19 protein-coding genes are annotated in these 19555 nt (G+C 34.4%); 18 read left to right on the top strand and 1 reads right to left on the bottom strand.

All coding sequences use genetic code 11. The features are described 5' to 3' along the window. The first annotated feature begins 259 nt into the window (after nucleotides 1–259). The 3 genes from DNC80_RS03215 to DNC80_RS03205 all read left to right on the top strand — a co-directional run bounded on the left by DNC80_RS03215 (nucleotide 260) and on the right by DNC80_RS03205 (nucleotide 4237). Complete coding sequence (locus DNC80_RS03215; RefSeq protein ID WP_182649159.1) at nucleotides 260–646, top strand: (deoxy)nucleoside triphosphate pyrophosphohydrolase; 387 nt, start codon at nucleotides 260–262, stop codon at nucleotides 644–646. Beyond that, the gene (locus DNC80_RS03210) at nucleotides 643–3783 is read left to right on the top strand and encodes a DUF3427 domain-containing protein (protein WP_182649157.1); all 3141 of its coding nucleotides are present in this window, start codon (nucleotides 643–645) and stop codon (nucleotides 3781–3783) included. Before DNC80_RS03215 ends, DNC80_RS03210 begins: the two co-directional genes overlap by 4 nt. Nucleotides 3784–3922: 139 nt before the next feature. Beyond that, nucleotides 3923–4237, top strand: a complete 315-nt coding sequence (locus DNC80_RS03205; protein WP_086453357.1) for an HPF/RaiA family ribosome-associated protein — start codon at nucleotides 3923–3925, stop codon at nucleotides 4235–4237. 96 nt (nucleotides 4238–4333) lie between these two features. Here DNC80_RS03205 and DNC80_RS03200 read toward each other — a convergent pair whose 3' ends face one another. After that, a complete protein-coding gene (locus tag DNC80_RS03200; protein ID WP_182649155.1) occupies nucleotides 4334–5908 on the bottom strand; it encodes a murein L,D-transpeptidase in 1575 nt (524 codons plus the stop codon). Nucleotides 5909–6330: 422 nt separating this feature from the next. Between DNC80_RS03200 and DNC80_RS03195 the strand changes: the two genes are divergently transcribed. From DNC80_RS03195 to DNC80_RS03125, 15 genes are all read left to right on the top strand, one after another. Continuing rightward, on the top strand, nucleotides 6331–8787 hold the full coding sequence (locus tag DNC80_RS03195; RefSeq protein WP_182649153.1) for an AsmA family protein: 2457 nt from the start codon (nucleotides 6331–6333) through the stop codon (nucleotides 8785–8787). Beyond that, nucleotides 8780–9319 (top strand): nuclear transport factor 2 family protein, encoded by a 540-nt coding sequence (locus DNC80_RS03190; protein ID WP_255493153.1) that lies wholly within the window; start codon nucleotides 8780–8782, stop codon nucleotides 9317–9319. The genes DNC80_RS03195 and DNC80_RS03190 overlap by 8 nt, the downstream gene beginning before the upstream one ends. Nucleotides 9320–9449: 130 nt before the next feature. Continuing rightward, nucleotides 9450–10127 carry a tRNA (guanosine(46)-N7)-methyltransferase TrmB gene (trmB, locus tag DNC80_RS03185; RefSeq protein ID WP_158728596.1) on the top strand — a complete coding sequence of 226 codons (678 nt, stop codon included), beginning with the start codon at nucleotides 9450–9452 and terminating at the stop codon, nucleotides 10125–10127. Nucleotides 10128–10169: 42 nt separating this feature from the next. Continuing rightward, complete coding sequence (locus DNC80_RS03180) at nucleotides 10170–10805, top strand: LysE family transporter (RefSeq protein ID WP_182649151.1); 636 nt, start codon at nucleotides 10170–10172, stop codon at nucleotides 10803–10805. 31 nt (nucleotides 10806–10836) lie between these two features. Further along, nucleotides 10837–11166, top strand: a complete 330-nt coding sequence (locus tag DNC80_RS03175) for an MGMT family protein (RefSeq protein ID WP_144891212.1) — start codon at nucleotides 10837–10839, stop codon at nucleotides 11164–11166. A gap of 169 nt (nucleotides 11167–11335) precedes the next feature. After that, on the top strand, nucleotides 11336–12463 hold the full coding sequence (locus DNC80_RS03170; RefSeq protein ID WP_158728593.1) for an Mrp/NBP35 family ATP-binding protein: 1128 nt from the start codon (nucleotides 11336–11338) through the stop codon (nucleotides 12461–12463). Between the two features lie 69 nt (nucleotides 12464–12532). Next, complete coding sequence (locus DNC80_RS03165) at nucleotides 12533–12772, top strand: NifU family protein (RefSeq protein ID WP_073205171.1); 240 nt, start codon at nucleotides 12533–12535, stop codon at nucleotides 12770–12772. A 169-nt stretch (nucleotides 12773–12941) separates the two neighbouring features. Next, the gene (locus tag DNC80_RS03160) at nucleotides 12942–13259 is read left to right on the top strand and encodes a 2Fe-2S iron-sulfur cluster-binding protein (RefSeq protein WP_086453350.1); all 318 of its coding nucleotides are present in this window, start codon (nucleotides 12942–12944) and stop codon (nucleotides 13257–13259) included. 124 nt (nucleotides 13260–13383) lie between these two features. Further along, complete coding sequence (locus DNC80_RS03155; RefSeq protein ID WP_182649148.1) at nucleotides 13384–13746, top strand: S-adenosylmethionine decarboxylase family protein; 363 nt, start codon at nucleotides 13384–13386, stop codon at nucleotides 13744–13746. 5 nt (nucleotides 13747–13751) lie between these two features. Beyond that, a complete protein-coding gene (locus DNC80_RS03150; RefSeq protein WP_182649146.1) occupies nucleotides 13752–14966 on the top strand; it encodes a DUF4178 domain-containing protein in 1215 nt (404 codons plus the stop codon). Nucleotides 14967–14968: 2 nt separating this feature from the next. Beyond that, nucleotides 14969–15154, top strand: coding sequence for a hypothetical protein (locus DNC80_RS03145; protein WP_182649144.1), 186 nt, complete (start codon nucleotides 14969–14971; stop codon nucleotides 15152–15154). 21 nt (nucleotides 15155–15175) lie between these two features. Further along, nucleotides 15176–15391 (top strand): DUF350 domain-containing protein, encoded by a 216-nt coding sequence (locus DNC80_RS03140; protein WP_144891223.1) that lies wholly within the window; start codon nucleotides 15176–15178, stop codon nucleotides 15389–15391. Beyond that, nucleotides 15384–16901, top strand: coding sequence for a polyamine aminopropyltransferase (locus DNC80_RS03135; protein ID WP_182649142.1), 1518 nt, complete (start codon nucleotides 15384–15386; stop codon nucleotides 16899–16901). Before DNC80_RS03140 ends, DNC80_RS03135 begins: the two co-directional genes overlap by 8 nt. Then, a complete protein-coding gene (locus DNC80_RS03130) occupies nucleotides 16879–18504 on the top strand; it encodes an NAD(P)/FAD-dependent oxidoreductase (RefSeq protein ID WP_182649140.1) in 1626 nt (541 codons plus the stop codon). Before DNC80_RS03135 ends, DNC80_RS03130 begins: the two co-directional genes overlap by 23 nt. After that, nucleotides 18485–19504, top strand: a complete 1020-nt coding sequence (locus tag DNC80_RS03125) for a hypothetical protein (RefSeq protein WP_182649138.1) — start codon at nucleotides 18485–18487, stop codon at nucleotides 19502–19504. The genes DNC80_RS03130 and DNC80_RS03125 overlap by 20 nt, the downstream gene beginning before the upstream one ends. Nucleotides 19505–19555 lie beyond the last annotated feature (51 nt).

The raw sequence follows: 19555 nt of genomic DNA, 5'->3' as shown, positions 1-19555 counted from the left end.
GTTACTCTTTTTTAGGAGCTTAATCCTGCTATCCGTTACAATCTTTATATCCGCCGAAAAGGCGGAAATAAAGGATTTTCACTGCTATCAGGGCTAGGGCATTTAACTCCTCAGACGAATGTCTTCGTTAGATATGAAGTCGTCATCACACAAATTTCAAAAAACGCTATTCGAAAGAGTAGCGTTTTTTTTGTAGAATTAAAGTTAAAATATCAAATAGAATATTACTATCTTTCGTACAAATGTAAATTTTAAAAATATGATTCATGTTACGTGTGCAATTATACATTTTGATGGTAAAATCTTAGTTACTCAAAGAAGCGAAAAAATGAAACTACCACTAAAATGGGAGTTTCCAGGTGGTAAATTAGAACAAGATGAAAGTGAAGCGGATTGTATAAAAAGAGAAATTTTAGAAGAAATTAATATTGTAATCGAAGTGGTAAAACAATTATCAAATAGTGTTTATGATTATGGAAGTTTTAAAATCAATTTGATTCCTTTTACCGCAAATTATGTTTCTGGAGAAATCATTTTGTCCGAACATAAAGATTATAAATTATTAGATAAATCTGAACTATTGAATCTAGATTGGGCAGAAGCAGATTTACCGATCGTTGAAGAATTTTTAAAACTTGAACTATGAACCAAGGATTGTACGAAGAATTAGTAACCAAACTAATCAACTATAAATTAAACGAATTAGATAAAGATACTTTTCAGGTTAAAAAAACCTCAATTGATAAAGCGGAAGCAGCTCAATTATTATCTCAACATATTGGTAGAACTATAAAACAAGCTTTTAACTTAATTAAAGGTGAAGATGTTCTTGAAACTCAAATTGAAATTGCTAATAAAATTATTCTTTTTTTGAAAGAAGAATTGAAAAAAGAAGAATTTGAAGATGACTTAATTGAAACAGAAGGAAAAATATTAAAAGCAGTTTTCACTAAAGTTGATAGTCATTTTACAGATTTAGATTTACACTTAAAAGAAATTACACCTTATACAAGATTAATTCATAGCGAACTTTTTACTGGCGGAAATTCTGGAACGACCTTAGAAAGTGAATTAAGAAAAGAAATTTTATCATCGGATGAAATTGATTTGTTGGTTTCTTTTATCAAATGGAAAGGAATTAGAATTCTGGAACGTGAACTGAAAGAATTCACCGAACGAGGCGGAAAACTTAGAGTAATTACAACTACATATATTGGCGCAACTGATGCGAAAGCAATTGAGTTTTTATCGTCTTTAAAAAATACTGAAGTCAAAGTTTCTTATAACACAGGAAATGAAAGGTTACATGCAAAAGCGTATTTGTTTCAAAGAAAAACAGGTTTCCACACTGGATATATTGGGTCTTCAAATTTTTCTCGTTCTGCATTAACAGATGGATTAGAATGGAATTTAAAAATAACAACCAAAGAAGTTGGTCATATTATTGATAAATTCAAGAAAACATTCGAAGCATATTGGCAAAATTCTGAATTTGAATTATATGATAAAAATATTCATTCTGTAAAGTTAGTTGAAGCTTTAAAACAAGGTAAATTTTCTAAAGAATATACCTTTACCACATCTTATTTTGATTTAAAACCGTTTCATTATCAAAGTGAAATATTAGAAAAATTAGAAGTTGAAAGGTCAGTCCACAATAGATTTAGAAATCTTTTAGTTGCCGCAACAGGAACTGGGAAAACAGTTATTTCTGCTTTTGATTATAAAAATTTTAGAAATAACAATCAATCATCAAAGTTACTTTTTGTGGCTCATAGAAAAGAAATTTTACAACAAGCAAAAGCAACTTTTCAAGGGATTTTAAAAGACAATAATTTCGGCGATTTATGGGTTGATGGATTAGAACCAAACTCAAATGAATACGTTTTTGCTTCGGTTCAAACTTTAAATAATCGACTTAAAGAAATTAAACTTTCACCAGAGTATTACGATTTTATTATTGTAGATGAAGTACATCATATATCTGCATCAACTTATAGACCGATAATAAATTACTTTAAACCAAAAGTACTCTTAGGGTTAACAGCGACTCCAGAGAGAATGGATGGTGAAGATATTTTAGATGATTTCTGTAATCGTATTGCTGCTGAAATTAGACTTCCCGAAGCTTTAAATAAGAAATTATTAAGTCCTTTTCAATATTTTGGAATTACAGATAGTATTGACTTAACAAATGTTAAATGGGAAAAAGGAAAGTACGTTGCCAGTGAATTGACGAGTTTATACACAAAAAATGATGTGCGCGTTGGTCAAATAATTTCAAATCTTGAGAAGTACACAAATGACATAAACGATGTTCGAGCAATTGGATTTTGTGTAACTGTTGAACATGCAATATTTATGACCGAAAAATTCAATTTAGCGGGATTAAAAGCAGAATGTTTGACAAGCAAAAATTCAAGTGACAGAGATAGAATTAGAGCACAATTCAAGAATAAAGAATTCAATTATTTATTTGTTGTTGATATTTTTAATGAAGGTGTAGATATTCCTGAAATTGATACAGTTTTGTTTTTAAGGCCAACAGAAAGTTTGACGGTTTTTCTTCAACAATTAGGACGTGGATTACGTTTGTCAGAAGGAAAAGATTGTTTGACAGTTTTAGATTTTGTTGGAAATTCAAGACCTGAATATGATTTTGAAAGTAAATTTAGAGCGTTAATTGGAAAAACAACAACTTCGGTTCAAAAAGAAATTGAAGATGATTTTCCGCATTTGCCTTTAGGCTGTTCAATAGTTTTAGAGAAAAAGACAAAAGAAATTATTCTCGAAAATATCAAAAAAGCAACATCTTTAAATATAAATCAACTGATTGCAAAGATTAGAAATTTCCAACATCAAACGACGTTGCAATTAACTTTAGAGAATTTTATTAGTTTAAATCATTTATCAGTTGAAACAATTTATAAAAAAGATAGTTGGTCAAGATTATGTCAAAAAGCTGGTGTAATAGATAATTTTGAATCAATAAATGAAAAACAAATTTATTCAGCTATTGGAAAAAAATGGTTATCTACAAATTCTACCAGTTATTTTAATTTCATTTTGAAAATTGCAAAAAGTGGTTTTGATATTGATATTAATGATTTCAATGAAAATGAAAAAATAATGTTATTAATGTTGCATTATGATGTGTGGCAAAGTGCAGGTGGTTTTGATTCTTTAGAGCAAAGTATAAATCAAATTGGAAAAAATAAAATACTAGTAAATGAAATTATTGAAGTATTAGAAATTTTAATTGACAAAATTGGATTTAAAGAAATTGACATTAAACTTCCTTACGAACAACCATTAAAGTTACATGCACGTTATACAAGAGATCAAATCTTAGTGGCTTTTAGAAAAAATACTTTTGAAAAAAAAGTTATGAATATGGAAGGTGCAGCCGAAAATAAAGAATTAAATAGTGAGATACTTTTTATAAATTTAATTAAATCTGAGGAGAATTTTTCTCCAACAACGATGTATGATGATTATGCAATCAGTGAAACATTATTTCATTGGCAATCACACAATGCTTATGGTCCAGAAACAGTCAAAGGCTTATCATACATAAATCATGCAGAATTGAATAAAAAAATACTTCTTTTTGTTAGAGAAAAAGCAAATGATGAAAACGGAAATACGCTTGGTTATGTTTTTATCGGTGAAGCAAATTTCATAGAAACAGAAGGCTCAAAACCGATGAGCATTAAATGGGAACTCAATGAACCATTACCCAATTATTTGTGGAAAGAATCTGCGAAAATGTCAATAGGATAATTAAGAAGATTGTCAGCTAACCTATTCCATTTCATTTCATCATTTTCGTGGCTTTATTTTCCCAATATTTTATTAAGGTGTTCGGTTTTTCATACAACAATAGTTAAATTTGAGAATAGAACATTAAATAATAAAAATTATGACAGTACAAATCAACACAGACAATAACGTAGAGGGACATGCACGCTTAAAATCCTATATCCAAGATGAGGTAGCTACTACTTTGGCTCGTTTTGAGGAAAAGGTAACTCGCCTTGAGGTGCATTTAGGAGATGAAAATAGTGATAAAGGCGGAGTAAATGACAAGCGCTGTACCATTGAGGCTAGACCTATCAACATGCAGCCTGTAGCAGTTACAAACCACGCCGATACTACTGAAAAAGCTTTTCATGGCGCACTTGATAAAATAAAAAAAGTACTAGAAACTTCTTTCGAGAAAAAGAGAGCGTTTTAAACCATAGCCTTTTGGCACACTAAAAAAAATGACACTGTCTTATGGAGATAGTGTCATTTTTTTTGGTAGCATACGTAAAAGTATTGCTGTAACTGATTATTGATCAAACAGTAAGTTGGCCAGCGCTTCATCACGCTCATACACGTCTTCGTAAAAATGAATCACACCATCGGGATCTACCCAAGCGGTAAAATAACCTATGTAAACCGGAATTTTATTTTTTAGCGTATACCATTTTTCATCGCCAGCATCCATGGCAGCACTAATTTTTTCAGGATTCCATTTTGGATCGTCTTTCATAATGGCTGCCGCTAGTTGTCTTGGTTTTGCAACCCGAATGCATCCATGGCTAAAAGCGCGGTCTTCTCTGCCAAACAAACCTTTGGAGGGCGTATCATGCAAGTAAATTGAATTTGAATTGGGAAATAAAAATTTCACAAGACCTAGAGAATTATGATTTCCGGGTTTTTGTCGCACCAGATTGTCTTTCCACTCCATATTGTGTTGCTCCAGATAATTGGGGTTTTTGGCAATAGCGGGTAAGATTTCTTTTTTAATGATGCTTTGCGGTACATTCCAGTACGGTCTAAAAACAATATACTTCATGGGCGCGCTAAAAATCACGGTTTTATTCAGGGTCTTGCCCACCACAACTTTCGACTGGAGTTCGGGTTTTCCGTCTCTAAAAAAAGTAAGTTCGTAGGCAGGAATGTTTACTACAATCAGTTCTTTGGATTTTGTGATGTCTTTTGATATCCATCTGCAGCGTTCCATATTGATCATTAAGGTCCTAATTCTACTTTCAACCGGCACATTCATATACCGAATGTGTTTTGGTAAAATCGTTTTGTTCAAGAGATTGCCGCTTCTTTTCTTAAAGTGCAGTATTCCATCGGCAAGTTCATCGTCATAAACAGCACTTTTAGAATCAGTAGAAATATCTTTAGTGATAAACAAGCGGGTACGAATAGTTGCAATGGTGGCTGCGCTGTCTCCAGGTTTGTAGGACGCAACAGTAGAGTCAATAGGAATGGGTTTCCAGCCGCCTTTTTTTTCTATTTTTCTGTATTCTTCAAGAACGTTTTTTAGTAAATAATATTGCTTGATGGCACCTTTTTCGTTTTTATGAATCAAGTTGGGATCTACTAATAAAGAATCCAAATAGTCCACATAGGATTGTTTTTGTCTTGGTAGAAACCATTCTAGTTCTTTAGATTTCTCTGGAGCAATACCATGAAATACTTTGTCCACATAAAAGAAATATATGGCCGAGCAAAGTAACTCCGTGTTGATGTTGGGTTTTTTAGTTTCGGCAGGACTTGTGAACAAAGCATCCAGTTTTTCCTTGTAGGGTATTTTGGCTCGTACGCCTTCTTCACTGATGTTGTTTACTTTATTGTACATAACGCCAGCAAACTCGTTGATACCGTTTTTATCATACCAAATGTACTTGAACTGATGTTTGCGGTACAATTGCGTCACTTCGGTTTGATACTGCTGCAAGGCGGGATGCTGGGTAAAAAAAGTTTGAATTTGAGTGCTATCAAAAGTGGCTTCAAATACAGGGGTGCTTTTTGTAACGTTTGTCGCGAGTTCCTTTTTCTTGCAAGAAACAAAGGTCAGCAACAAGATAAAAACAAGGCAAAATGCGGTAACGTACAGTTTTTTCATAAGACCAAATAATATTTTAAAAACAGCGGTTTTGTGTTACAAAAATAAGGCAAATAGGAACCTCACCGACCACAATGGAATAGCGTCAAGCTTGTGGCAAGACTACTACCGTTTGTTTTATTTTAAATTTTTTCAAAAAGTAAAAATAGTAAATTACTGTAAATAAACGTTTTGCAAAGTAATTTTTGTTTTGTTTAACTGTATTAGGCTTACATAACAAGAGGCTTAATCCAATAATTATACAACAAATGCGCAAATACTTGTAACTAATATCTAGTTTTTATGGCGCTATTTTGTTGTTTGGTACTGTTGTGAGTATAGATTAGCTTTTTGGTGCCAAATAGTTTTGTATTTCAGGCTGTGGCCAAAGATATAAAGCTGATAATCCTGTATCTTTATTTTGACGGAATGCACCATGTAGTATGAAAAAAAGAATCTTGAATATAATAAACCATCTCAAAGCCATGCCTTACAAGAAAATCTTAAAGGGTCTTGGTGTTTTTATAGTGGTACTTGTGGCTGTATTGGGTCTAGTTACCGGACTATTTTCATGGTATTTTACAAGCCATAAAAAAGAGATTGTAGCACTTGTAAATGCTAAAATCAATGAAAAAAGCACCGCATCAGTAGTCATTGGTGACATAGATTATAAGTTGTTCAAGGGTTTTCCTAGCATGACATTGGCTTTAAGCCAAGTTGTAGTAAAAGATAGCATGTGGCAAGCGCACAAAAGAACGCTGCTTCGTGCCGAAAAAATCGAATTGCGATTGAACGTCGTAGCACTTTTGGGTAACCAAATCGAAATGGATAAAATTGAAATTCAGCAGGCCAAAATTCATCTTTTTAAAGGAAAAAACGGTTTAGACAATACGCTTTTGTTTCGGGTTAAACCCAAAAATAAAGAGGAAAAGAAGAACTCGCCACCATCTATTGATCAAATAATTTTAAGCCAAGTTCGGTTTATATCTGAGCATCAAGAAAACCACAAACTGTTTGATTTTGATTCCATTTCTTTGCAAAGTAAAGTGCAATATGATGGAGATAATTGGCATGCCTTCGCTGATTTGAGTACGCATGCAAGAAGCATGGCTTTTAACACACAAAGAGGTAGTTTTATAGAAAATAAAAAAGTGGAAGGCCTTTTAGGTTTAGATTTTAATGCCGAAAGGAGTTCCATTGCTGTGGTGTCTAAGGAACTTTCCATAGGAAATTCTTTTTTTGAGGTTGATGCCCGTTTTAATTTAGACCCTAATACATCACCTTTTAAAATTGCGTTAAACGCGACCTTGCTTTGGCGTGAAGCCTCAAGTTTATTGAGCAATAACATTAGTGAAAAGATAAATCAATTTGATTTTAAAAAAGCCATTCAGGTGGGTTGTACTATAAACGGAGACATGAGTAAAACAGGGGATCCAGAAATTATAGTACAAGCCAAAATAAAAAACAATGATTTAAAACTTCCTGATGGACTAATTACAGCCTGTACTTTTGATGCTACTTTTACCAATAATTATAAAAAAGGAGCGGGTTTCAATGATGCTAATTCAGCCATTACGATTACCGATATGAAAGGAAAGTTTAAAACCATACCTTTTGAAATCCCTATCGGAATCATTTTGAATTTAGAAAAAACAGAAGCAGCTGGAAGTTTTCGATCTAATTTCCCGATTACACAATTGAATCAAGTGATCAATAAAGAATTGATGTATTTTTCTGGCGGTCAAGCCAAAGTGAATTTAGATTTTAAATTTGATGTTCAAAAGTTACGTATTAAAAAACCCAAGTTTACTGGTAATGTTTATGTTAAAGATGCTATTGTAAATTATGGCCCACGAAACCTTACGTTTCTTAAAACCGATATTCAACTTGACTTTACAGAAAAAGCGTTGCTCATAAAAAAAATTAACTTCAAGGACAACCGCAACTCGGTTTTTATGGAGGGACGAATAGATAATTTCATGACATTGTACTATGAAAATCCAGAAAAAATGATTGTAAATTGGGATATATACGCTCCTTTTTTAGATGTGAAACAATGTATAGGAGCCTTAACAAGCAGCAGTAAAAAACCAGCTATTCAAGAAAAATCACAGGATTCTTTCTCAAAAGAGTTGTATGAAGTGATAGATAAATGCCAAGTTGTACTAAAGCTAAAAGCAGATAAAATGACGTACAGCAAACTTGTCGCTACCCAAACCAAAGCAACAATTGTATTGGCAAATAATTCTTTACGCGTAAATAATGGCAGCGTGCAATGTGCAGGCGGAACTGTAGATTTTGAAGGGCAATTGACTCCAGAGAAAGATCATTTTAAATGGCAGTCAGAAACAAAAATACAGAAAGTAAACCTGACTCAGTTTTTAGAAGGATTGAACAATTTTGGCATCACATCTTTTGAACCTCGCAATGTCAAAGGGAAGCTTACTGCTACTGCTACAGTGCAAGGACAGCTGCAACCTGGCGGACAGCTTAAAACCAACTCCATGACAGGTGTAGCCAAATTTGAAGTGGTAAAAGGAGCGTTGATAGATTTTAAACCTATTACTAACATTGCCAAGTTCGCCTTTCCTTTTCGGGATGTAAATAATATTTCCTTCAGTGATTTATCAGGTGATTTCAAAATAAATGGTGAAAAAATTCAGGTAAACGCTTTAAAAGTGAGTTCGAATGTGCTGAATTTAGATGCAAAAGGAGTATATTCGTATGGTAGAGGAACTCGATTGGCTATTACTATTCCTTTGAGAAATCCTAAAAAAGATCACTTACTTGCAACGGACATAGAGCGAGAAGAAAAACGTACCAAAGGCATCGTGTTACACTTACTAGCCGCAGATGTCGATGGGAAAATTAAAATTAAATGGAACAAAAATCATGAATAAAGCAATGTTTTTCAGTAAGTCTGTGTGTTTATTTGCAGTAGTATTTTTTGTGTGGGGAACACCTTTTGCAACAGCACAACAGCAAAAAGATAAAGACGCCATTCATACCGTACTCAATAATTGGCATAAAGCCGCAGCAGAAGCAAACTATAAAGACTATTTTAGTTTAATGACCGATGATGCTGTTTTTATTGGCACCGATGCAACAGAGAATTGGGATAAAAAAGCCTTTCAAGCCTACGCAAAACCTCATTTTGATAAAGGAAAAGCTTGGAGTTTTACACCGCTGGAACGACATTTGTTTTTTGATAAAACTGGGACTACAGCTTGGTTTGATGAATTGCTTGACACCCAAATGAAAATTTGTAGAGGATCTGGTGTTTTGGTAAAAGTGGGTAACCAATGGCAAATACAGCATTATGTTTTATCCATGACCATTCCTAATGAAAATTCCAGCAAAGTGATTGAATTGAAAGCAGCAAGCGAGTCGGTAATTATTGATAAGCTCAAGGCTCAAGGAATGAAAAACTAAGAGCTGGCACTTTTTTTAAGCAAAAAATAGGTTTAGTTATCGAGAGTTTGTCTCGTGATTTTTCATTTTTTTGCTACTTTGACATTCTATCTTATATAATTCCTTAATTTTGCCCAAATATTCAAAAAAAGTGGGAAGCAAAAATAAATTAAAGAGGTTCAAAGAAAACGAGACATTCAATAACGTTTTTCAACCAACGAGAGAAGAAGTAGTAGGCGATTTATTTCCGTTGAAAGGAAAGTGGAATACAGATTTTTTTAAAAATGACAATCCATTAGTTCTGGAATTAGGCTGCGGAAAAGGCGAATATTCTGTGGGACTTGCTGAAAGATATCCAAACAAAAATTTTGTAGGTATTGATATCAAAGGTGCTCGTTTTTGGCGTGGAGCTAAAACTGCGGTTGAAACGGGCTTGTATAATGTGGCTTTTATTCGAACTCAAATTGAACTCATCAACCATATTTTTGCTGAAAACGAAGTAGATGAAATCTGGATTACGTTTCCAGATCCACAAATAAAATACAAACGAACAAAACACCGAATGACAAATTCAGAGTTTTTGCAATTGTATAAAAAAATCCTCAAAAAAGACGGTGTTGTAAACTTAAAAACGGATAGTGAGTTCATGCATGGATACACGCTAGGCTTGCTGCACGGTGAAGGTCATGAGGTTTTGTATGCCAATCACAATGTGTATGTTAATGAAGGAAGTCCAGAGGAGGTAACTGCTTTTCAAACTTTTTACGAAAAACAATACTTAGAAATTAACAAAGCAATAACATATATTCGATTCAAAATCAAAGAATAGTTTTATATTTGATGCAGATATTTCTGTACTAGCACTTTGACTATGAATTTAATCACTTCCTTGTTTTTGGGTTTTATTACCGCTTTTGTAGGGATTACACCTCCGGGTTTAATCAACATGACTGCCGCCAAAGTAAATATCAAGGAAGGAAAAAGTAGTGCCTACTGGTTTGTATTAGGAGCAGTAATTGTGATCTTTTTTCAGGCGGCCTTGGCACTTTTTTTCGCCCAATTCATCAAAGAACGTCCAGATGTTATAGTGCTCTTGCGTGAAATAGGTTTTGGAATTTTTGCTTTACTCACCATTTATTTTTTGTTTTTAGCCAAAAAACCGGTTAAGAAAAAAGACAAAATCAAGAAACGAAGTACGTCCACACGTTTTTTCTTAGGCATGCTGCTCTCTGCACTTAATTTTTTCCCTATTCCGTATTATGTGTTTGTAGGCGTGACACTTGCTTCCTACAATTTATTTTATTTTGATACTACCCATGTCTTTATTTTTGTTTCTGGGGTTGTGTTAGGATCTTTTTTGGTTTTTTACTTTTATATCACTTTTTTTCAAAAAATCCAAGATAAAACAGATTACCTCATGCGCAACATGAACACTATAATTGGCAGTATTACAGGTTTGATATCTCTTGTCACCTTAGTAAATATTGTTCGATACTATTGGGGATAATTCTTGTAACTCATTGTAGAACTCCATAATCATGACTGATACTAATTTCTTTGAACGTGTTTATGATATCGTAAGGCAAATACCGTACGGCAAAGTAACTTCATACGGCGCTATTGCTAAAGCGCTAGGAGCAGCGCGATCAGCCAGAATGGTGGGTTGGGCCATGAATGCATCACACACTCTAGAGGATGTACCTGCGCACAGAGTTGTCAATAGAAATGGTTTGCTTACTGGCAAAATGCACTTTGATGGCACCAATTTAATGCAACAACTTCTAGAAAACGAGGGAATTGTAGTAGTAGACAACCAGATTGTTGATTTTAAGAAACATTTTTGGCAACCCAAAACCGCTGTTGAGTAACAATTTCAAGCTGAAAATCAGTTATAATTCCTACTGATTGATAAATCAATAAATGCAATACAAATGCTTTAAAATATTAACTTTTCATCCTATCTTTGTAATCTGAAATCAGTTTAAATAAAGATAATATTCTGGTGTGCAAATACCAAGTGAAAACAGTTAACGAGAAATGAAATTAGATAGAAAAGACATTCTTAAAGCTTTAGAAACAATTACTATAGCTGGCGAAGGAAAAAACATGGTAGAGAGTGGAGCAATTACAAACGTAATCACTTTTGGAGATGAAGTAGTTGTTGATTTAGTCTTGCATACACCAGCGATGCACATCAAGAAACGCGCTGAAGATGATATCAAAAAAACGATCCTTGAATTGGTTTCGGCTGAAGCCAAAATTAAAATTAATACTAAAGTTGAAGTAGCTGATAAGCCAGAAATTAAAGGAAAATCAATACCAGGAATAAAAAATATTATAGCCGTAGCCTCTGGAAAAGGAGGAGTAGGTAAATCAACAGTTACAGCAAACCTAGCTGTAACATTAGCAAAAATGGGTTTTTCAGTAGGGATTTTAGATGCCGATATTTACGGACCATCTATGCCTATCATGTTTGATGTTGAAAATGAAAAACCAATATCAGTTACCGTTGATGGAAGGTCTAAAATGAAACCAGTAGAAAGCTATGAGGTAAAAATTCTATCTATTGGGTTTTTTACTGCACCAAGTCAAGCCGTAATCTGGAGAGGACCAATGGCTTCCAAAGCATTGAACCAAATGATCTTTGATGCTGATTGGGGAGAACTTGATTTTATGCTTATTGATTTGCCTCCAGGAACAGGAGATATTCACTTGTCTATTGTACAATCATTGCCTATTACCGGTGCCGTTGTAGTAAGTACACCACAAGCGGTTGCTTTGGCTGATGCCAAAAAAGGAGTATCCATGTTCTTGTCTGAAGCCATCAACGTTCCTGTTTTAGGAATTATTGAAAACATGGCGTATTTCACACCCGAAGAGTTACCAGAAAACAAATATTATATCTTTGGTCAAGAAGGAGCTAAGAATCTTTCAGAGGATTTAGGCGTACCATTCTTGGGAGAAATTCCTATTGTACAATCTATTCGCGAAGCTGGAGATTACGGTCGTCCTGCAGCCATGCAAATGGCCTCAGTAGTAGAACATATTTTTGATGAGGTAACCCGCAATGTAGTGCGTGAGGTAGTAGCTCGAAACGAAAGTTTACCAGCCACCGAAGCAGTAAAAATAACAACAATGGCCGGTTGCTCAGCTGTAAAAAAATAATATTAGAATCTTTTGAAAATGATTTATAATCTTTCAATTTTCTAATCTTTCAATCTTTAAATAAAGAAAATGACAACAGAAGAATTAACAATAGAAGTTCAAAAAGCACTCGAAGAAATAAGACCTTTCTTGAATTCAGATGGCGGCGATATTACACTTATCTCCATTGAAGATGACAAACATGTAAAGGTTCGTCTTGAAGGAGCTTGTACCAGTTGTAGCGTAAACCAAATGACGCTGCGAGCAGGTGTTGAAACAACCATCAAGAAATTTGCTCCTCAAATAGAAACTGTTGTCAATATTTTATAACATCAGTATGGCGTGACCCTTTTATTAAAATAGGCTACCAGTAGTACAACTGAGTGGCCTATTTCAATAAAACGGTCAGGCTATCCGCTCCGCTTTGGCGGATTGCTTCTATCCTTCACGCGGGCGCAACTAACAACATAATCGTAACACACACACACACTAGAATAGCATGGATGTATTAATCAAAATAAAAGATAGAGAAGGAGTAGTGCATGAATTACAAGCTCCTACAGATATGGCAATGAATATTATGGAGCTTTGTAAAGCTTATGAACTTCCTGTAGAAGGAACTTGTGGCGGTATGGCTATGTGTGCTTCTTGCCAATGCTATGTTTTAAATGATGTTGCCCTGCCAGAAATGGGTGATGATGAAGAGGCTATGCTGTCTGAAGCTTTTTATGTTAAATCAAACAGCCGTTTGGGATGCCAAATCCCAATTACAGAAGAGTTAGAAGGATTAGAATTAGAATTAGCTCCTGAAAATTAAGCAAAAGTTACCACTAACATACAACCTCAAATAATGAAAATTATTTGAGGTTTTTTTTTATTCAAAATAAAAGAGATATATTCGTACAGTACAAAATCACATTTCAATTTTTCATTACGAATACATGGACCTTACGACCTATTCTCCTGGATTGCATAAACTAGTTACCTTGCAAGTTCAGGATTCTCAAAAATTAACGGATAGTGCCGGTTTCACTAAGGTTACAGAAGAAATTCTGACTCAATTTTCGCTAGAAAAAGTAGGTGTCGTAGTTCATGATTTCGAAAATAGGAGTTTCACCATTTCATTTTGCCTCAAAGAATCCCACATTTGTATTCACACTTGGCCAGAGTACAATCAGCTCACTTTAGATGTCTATTTGTGCAATTATTTGCAAGACAATTCACAAAAAGTAAAAGATGTAATGGCTGCTTATGTGGCTTATTTTGATGGGGTACTTATAAAAGATTTCGAAATTAACAGATAATACGCATGGAAGTTACCTGTACAAATTGCAATCATACCACACAATTAGATGTAAACTTTGATGTAAAAATCTATGCGTGTACCAATTGCGTTTATGTTTATCAAGAACGAGATGGTTTACGATTTAAAGATCAATTAAGACCTTTTACATTTTCAGATCAATTACAAGTGGGTCAAGTAGGTGTTTTTAACAATACCGATTATACCATTACGGGGATTTTGGTCAAAGAAAATGAAGGATTTGAATGGACGGAATACATCCTTCAAGGCAAAGAAAATTTTTTATATCTATCCGAGGCCGATGGGCACTGGATCATTCTTGAAGAAATAGAATTTGCTTCAAAAGTAGGGAATCATCCATTAACGGTTGATTATGAAGAACTAACTTTTGATAGATATGATTATTTCTATCCCAAATTAATAGCGGCTCGCGGTTTTTTTGACTTTGATATTTTTGAGAAAGCAGAGCTCATTGAATATATAAATCCGCCTCAAGTACTTTCTTTTGAACGAAATGGAAGCGAACAAAATGCTTTTTTGGGGAAACACATTTCCAAAGCTGCTGTAAAAAAAGCCTTCAACGCTTCTTATTTACCCACTAAAGTTGGTGTAGGAATGGTGCAGCCTTTTCTGTTTAACTTGCGTAATTTAGCCATTACTCTATGCTGTGTTTTAGCATTAATTTTAGTGTCTAATTGGTATTTAAACAAAGAGCGTGTTCGAACAGAAGTCCTGGATACCCAATTAGCATTGGCAAACTTTACTTCTAAAGATTTTGTAAGTCCTAGTTTTACCCTTACCGGTAGCGCTGCACCATTAAAGGTACAATTGTATGCACCCGTGAGCAATTCATGGGTAAATGTTCAAGTAGCACTTATCAACGAAAAAACAGGCGAAGAAGTCTATGCTAGTAAAGATATTGAGCGTTATTCAGGCTACACAGATGGTGAGTCATGGTCCGAAGGTTCTAACTCAGAGGAGTTTAATTTATGTGGTATCCCAGCGGGCACCTATCATTTAAACATCACCCCAATGAAAGCTCCTGAAGATGTTAACAGTGATTTTATGAATGTAAAAGTGGTTTGGAGCGAGCCTTCATCCAGAAATATTTGGCTCATTTTAATAATTATGGTTGTTTTTGTACTGGTCTTGTATTATGTAGAGAAAAATTTCGAAGCTAAAAGATGGGGAGAAACTAACGAGTCTTTTTTTAATTCTTAAGTATGGATAAGATTTTAGATTTTATGCGCAGTAATGCTATTTCACTTGTGATAGGAGCTCTTTTTTACGCTTTGTTTGTCTATTACAACACCTCTGGCAGTCAGTTGTGTGATTGCGAATCTACAGAAAACTATAGGCCTTCCTCTTCAAATTCTCGCGGTGCTGTAAACCGTTTTTATCATAAATAAATTAATTTTAAACTATCAAATATGGATTTTATCGCTTCAAAACCTATTTTAAACTCGCTTGTTTTTTCACTTTTAGGAATTATCATTTTGCTGATAGCGTACTTTATTATTGAAAAACTAACTCCCGAGAATACTTGGAAACAAATTACAGAAAAAAATAATACCGCTGTAGCTATTGTCTTTGGTGCACTTATTATTGGTTTTTCAATGATTATTAGTGCCGCAATACATGGGTAAAAAATTTTTAAAATTCGAATACCTCCTTCTTTTTGCTGTTTTTACAATTGCAACTTGTGGTTTGGTATATGAATTGGTTGCAGGAACTTTGGCCAGTTACTTATTAGGCGATTCGGTAAAACAGTTTTCGTTTATCATAGGGGTTTATCTTTTCGCTATGGGAGTGGGTTCTTATTTTGCTAAATTCCTAACAAAGAACATGCTCAACACTTTTGTAGAAATTGAAATCTTGGTTGGGCTTATTGGTGGTTTAAGTTCTGTTTTACTGTTCTTGCTGTTTGAGAGCGTATACTCTTTTCAATTTATTTTATACCTGTTAGTGTTTATAACGGGCTGTCTTGTGGGACTTGAAATCCCATTGTTGATGAACATTTTAAAAGACAAAGTACAGTTTAGAGACTTGGTTTCTAATGTGTTTACTTTTGATTATATTGGAGCATTATTGGCATCCATATTATTTCCGTTAGTCTTAGTTCCTAAACTCGGAATCATGGGAACGTCCTTGTTTTTTGGGATGATAAACGTGAGTATCGCTATTGCCTTATGCTTTCTTTTAAAAGCCGAATTGAAGAGCGTATATCTATTAAGAACCAAAGCCATTGGAGCTTTCTTAATCTTGTTTGTAGTGTACTTGTTTTCCAATTCTATTTTGTCATATTCTGAGGGTAAACTGTATGGGGAAAATATTATTTACTCAAATGCAACTCCCTACCAGCGCATTGTGCTTACTCATGACAAGAGTGATTACCGCTTGTACCTGAATAATAATTTGCAATTCAGCTCAACAGATGAATACCGATATCATGAAGCGCTGGTGCATCCGGCTATGTCTATGGCCAAAAAAGTAGATAATGTGTTGGTTTTAGGCGGTGGTGACGGATTAGCCGTTCGAGAAATTTTGAAATATAAAGATGTAAAGCATGTCACTCTTGTAGATCTTGATGAAGGCATGACCAAGTTGTTTCAAACCAATTCTGTTTTGACTAAATTCAATCAAAATTCCTTGAATAATCCCAAAGTAGAAGTACTCAACAAAGATGCTTTTGTATGGGCTAAGAATACCAAAAAACAATATGATGTGGTGGTGGTGGACTTTCCAGATCCGTCAAATTACAGTTTAGGAAAGTTATACTCTTGGAGTTTTTACAGCACCCTCAAACAAATTTTAACTCCTGATGCCGTGGTGGTGGTGCAAACTACTTCTCCATATTTTGCTCCAAAATCGTTTTGGTGTATCAACAAAACCATGATGGAAGTTTTTCCCCAGGTGGATGCGTATCACGCCTATGTTCCTTCTTTTGGAGAATGGGGATTTTCAATTGCTATGAATGGTTTCAAAACTAATTTTAACACCGTAAACAGGCAAGTAGAAGGGTTGCGTTTTTACAATTATCAGTTTGATAAATTCAATTATTTTGCCAAAGATATGATTTCAAAAGACATTGAAATCAACCGATTAAATAACCAAATTTTAGTGCGCTACTTTGATGAAGAATGGGGAAAATTATAATACCTCGAGACGCTTTTTTGTAAAGACGGTTGGATTAGCTTTATTAGCAGTTCCATTTTTACAGGCATGTCAAGAAAAGGTAATTCAGGTTCTTATTCGTTTGTCTGGCACCAATCATATCTTGGGGCACCGATTGCGTACCAAAAACTTTCCAAAACCAACCAAACAAATTCATATTCCCTATTTAATTGTGGGAGGCGGAATATCTGGGCTAAGTGCTGCTAGGCAATTTTCAAAAAAAGGAATTCATGATTTTTTAGTTGTTGAATTAGAAAACCATTTGGGAGGAAATTCATCAAGTGGAGAAAACAAGTATTCTAAATATCCGCTAGGAGCGCATTACTTACCATTGCCTAATAAAGCCGATAAAGAATTGCTTGATTTTCTAGAGGAAGAAGCCATTATTCAAGGTTATGACCATGAGGGTTTTCCAATATTTGATGCGCAACAACTCACATTTGCACCAGATGAAAGATTGTTTTATAGAAACAATTGGCAGGAAGGTTTGGTACCAAAAACTGGGAACACGCCAGATGAGGATGCACAAATTCAAGATTTTTTCTTGAAGATGAGCACTTTTAGAGCGGGTAAAGATAAGAACGGAGTGTATTATTTTGATATTCCGTTATCCAAATCTTCTCAGGAACCATCCATACGGGCTTTAGATAAATTGACAATGCAACAATGGATCACGCAAGAAGGATACACAGCGCAACCACTCTTGAATTATATTGATTATTGCTGTAGAGATGATTTTGGTTTGGGGATCAAAGAAGTTTCGGCTTGGGCCGGTATTCACTACTTTGCAGCTCGTAAGCAGGACACGGCTCCAGATGGAAATGATACCGTACTTACTTGGCCAGAAGGCAATGCACGTTTGGCATCACATTTAAAAAAACATGCTCATTCTAAAACACTAACCAATCACATTGTATTTGATATAAAAATTGAAAATGAAAAAGTAATTGCTGCCACATATGATGCGCAAAATCAATCTTCACTTGAGATAATTGCCGATAAGGTTATTATGGCTACACCTCAGTTTGTCAATCAATACTTTTTTAAGGATCGAAAAAAAATCACCAAAGATTTTCACTACGCGCCTTGGTTTTTGGCAACTCTAGTAGTTTCAGAACTTCCAGATAATGGTAGTTTTCCCTTGTGCTGGGACAATGTAATTTATGGTTCAAAAGGGTTGGGGTATATTTACGATCAACACCAAACGATACAGCAAATCCAACCTAAAAAAGTGATTACGTATTATTATAGTTTTTCAACACTTGAGATTAAGAAAAACCGCAGACTTTTGTACTCCCAAAAAGAGAATTATTGGAAACAAATAGTTCTTGACGATTTAAAAATGGCGCATCCCACCATTGAAAGTTTTATAGAGGAAATACACATTCATCGATTGGGACATGGAATGATTAGTCCTGTTCCGGGTTTTATTTTTGGTCAAGCCAAAAAAGAAGCTTCAGCTAGCATTGATAATCGCATTTTCTTTGCTCATTCTGATTTGGCTGGTATTTCAATTTTTGAAGAAGCATTTCATCAAGGTATTAACATTGTTAACACAATTCTAGATGGAGCAACCGTGGATTGATAAGCCCAAAACAGATGCTGTTTTTATTCTAGCACCTGCTTTTTTTGTGGTTGCTGTTGTTTTTTTATTTCAAGATGCGTTACAGTATGTGGAGGAGTATTTTTCCTTTTATACTTGGTTGTTTCTGATTGTTTTTATAGATGTGGCTCATGTGTATGCTACCTTGTTTAAAACGTATTTTGTTCCAGAGGCATTTCAAAAAAGACGGTCCTTATTGATTTTTCTTCCGATTTTATGTTTTGTAATTGGTATGATTCTCTTTAGTTTTGGAAGCCTTGTCTTTTGGTCAGTCTTGGCGTATGTAGCTGTTTTTCATTTTATAAGGCAACAATATGGATTCATGCGCTTGTATTCACGTAAAGAAGTAAAAACCAAGTGGAGTACTTTTTACGATGCTTTAGTTATTTATACCGCTACAGGATATCCTATGTTGTATTGGTTTTTTTCAACACCTAGAGCCTTCAACTGGTTCACGCCCCACGATTTTGTAAAACTCGAACATCAAGGAATTTTAAGTGTTTTGGGTTGGGTTTACGCACTAATTCTAGTAAGTTATCTAGTTTTTACGGGGTATAAATATGTAAAAGATCAGTATTTTAATATTCCAAAAAATGCCATTATTGCCGGAACTTTTTTATCATGGTATTTCGGAATCGTATATTTTAATAATGATTTGGTTTTTACTTTACTCAATGTGGTTTCTCACGGTATTCCGTATATGGCTTTGATTTATCTTAATGACATTCAAAAAAATAGCACCAATTCATATCGTTTTTTAGGTTCTCTGCGAGGTGCTAGAGGAGTACTTCTTTTTATTAGTTTTGTGCTTTTTATCGCTTTTTGCGAAGAATATTTTTGGGAAATTTTGGTTTGGAACGAACAGTTTGCTGTTGCTAATTATGATTTTTCCAGCTGGCAATTTATCTTAGTCCCCTTACTCACGGTACCGCAATTCACTCATTATTTACTAGATGGTTTTATTTGGAAATCAAAGCAGTAGCTTTTAAATTTGAAAAGAAAAATTGTTGCTAGTGCAAAAAAAATCCTGATC

The organism is Flavobacterium sp. SOK18b (assembly GCF_014156605.1).
Taxonomy (GTDB): Bacteria; Bacteroidota; Bacteroidia; order Flavobacteriales; family Flavobacteriaceae; genus Flavobacterium; species Flavobacterium tiangeerense.
This window is presented reverse-complemented; position numbering and strand designations above follow the sequence as displayed.

Coding starts and splice junctions, on each gene's coding strand:
- DNC80_RS03215 (WP_182649159.1), top strand. CDS start 260: ATGATTCATGTTACGTGTGCAATTATACATTTTGATGGTAAAATCTTA.
- DNC80_RS03210 (WP_182649157.1), top strand. CDS start 643: ATGAACCAAGGATTGTACGAAGAATTAGTAACCAAACTAATCAACTAT.
- DNC80_RS03205 (WP_086453357.1), top strand. CDS start 3,923: ATGACAGTACAAATCAACACAGACAATAACGTAGAGGGACATGCACGC.
- DNC80_RS03200 (WP_182649155.1), bottom strand. CDS start 5,908: ATGAAAAAACTGTACGTTACCGCATTTTGCCTTGTTTTTATCTTGTTG.
- DNC80_RS03195 (WP_182649153.1), top strand. CDS start 6,331: ATGAAAAAAAGAATCTTGAATATAATAAACCATCTCAAAGCCATGCCT.
- DNC80_RS03190 (WP_255493153.1), top strand. CDS start 8,780: ATGAATAAAGCAATGTTTTTCAGTAAGTCTGTGTGTTTATTTGCAGTA.
- DNC80_RS03180 (WP_182649151.1), top strand. CDS start 10,170: ATGAATTTAATCACTTCCTTGTTTTTGGGTTTTATTACCGCTTTTGTA.
- DNC80_RS03175 (WP_144891212.1), top strand. CDS start 10,837: ATGACTGATACTAATTTCTTTGAACGTGTTTATGATATCGTAAGGCAA.
- DNC80_RS03170 (WP_158728593.1), top strand. CDS start 11,336: ATGAAATTAGATAGAAAAGACATTCTTAAAGCTTTAGAAACAATTACT.
- DNC80_RS03165 (WP_073205171.1), top strand. CDS start 12,533: ATGACAACAGAAGAATTAACAATAGAAGTTCAAAAAGCACTCGAAGAA.
- DNC80_RS03160 (WP_086453350.1), top strand. CDS start 12,942: ATGGATGTATTAATCAAAATAAAAGATAGAGAAGGAGTAGTGCATGAA.
- DNC80_RS03155 (WP_182649148.1), top strand. CDS start 13,384: ATGGACCTTACGACCTATTCTCCTGGATTGCATAAACTAGTTACCTTG.
- DNC80_RS03150 (WP_182649146.1), top strand. CDS start 13,752: ATGGAAGTTACCTGTACAAATTGCAATCATACCACACAATTAGATGTA.
- DNC80_RS03145 (WP_182649144.1), top strand. CDS start 14,969: ATGGATAAGATTTTAGATTTTATGCGCAGTAATGCTATTTCACTTGTG.
- DNC80_RS03140 (WP_144891223.1), top strand. CDS start 15,176: ATGGATTTTATCGCTTCAAAACCTATTTTAAACTCGCTTGTTTTTTCA.
- DNC80_RS03135 (WP_182649142.1), top strand. CDS start 15,384: ATGGGTAAAAAATTTTTAAAATTCGAATACCTCCTTCTTTTTGCTGTT.
- DNC80_RS03130 (WP_182649140.1), top strand. CDS start 16,879: ATGAAGAATGGGGAAAATTATAATACCTCGAGACGCTTTTTTGTAAAG.
- DNC80_RS03125 (WP_182649138.1), top strand. CDS start 18,485: ATGGAGCAACCGTGGATTGATAAGCCCAAAACAGATGCTGTTTTTATT.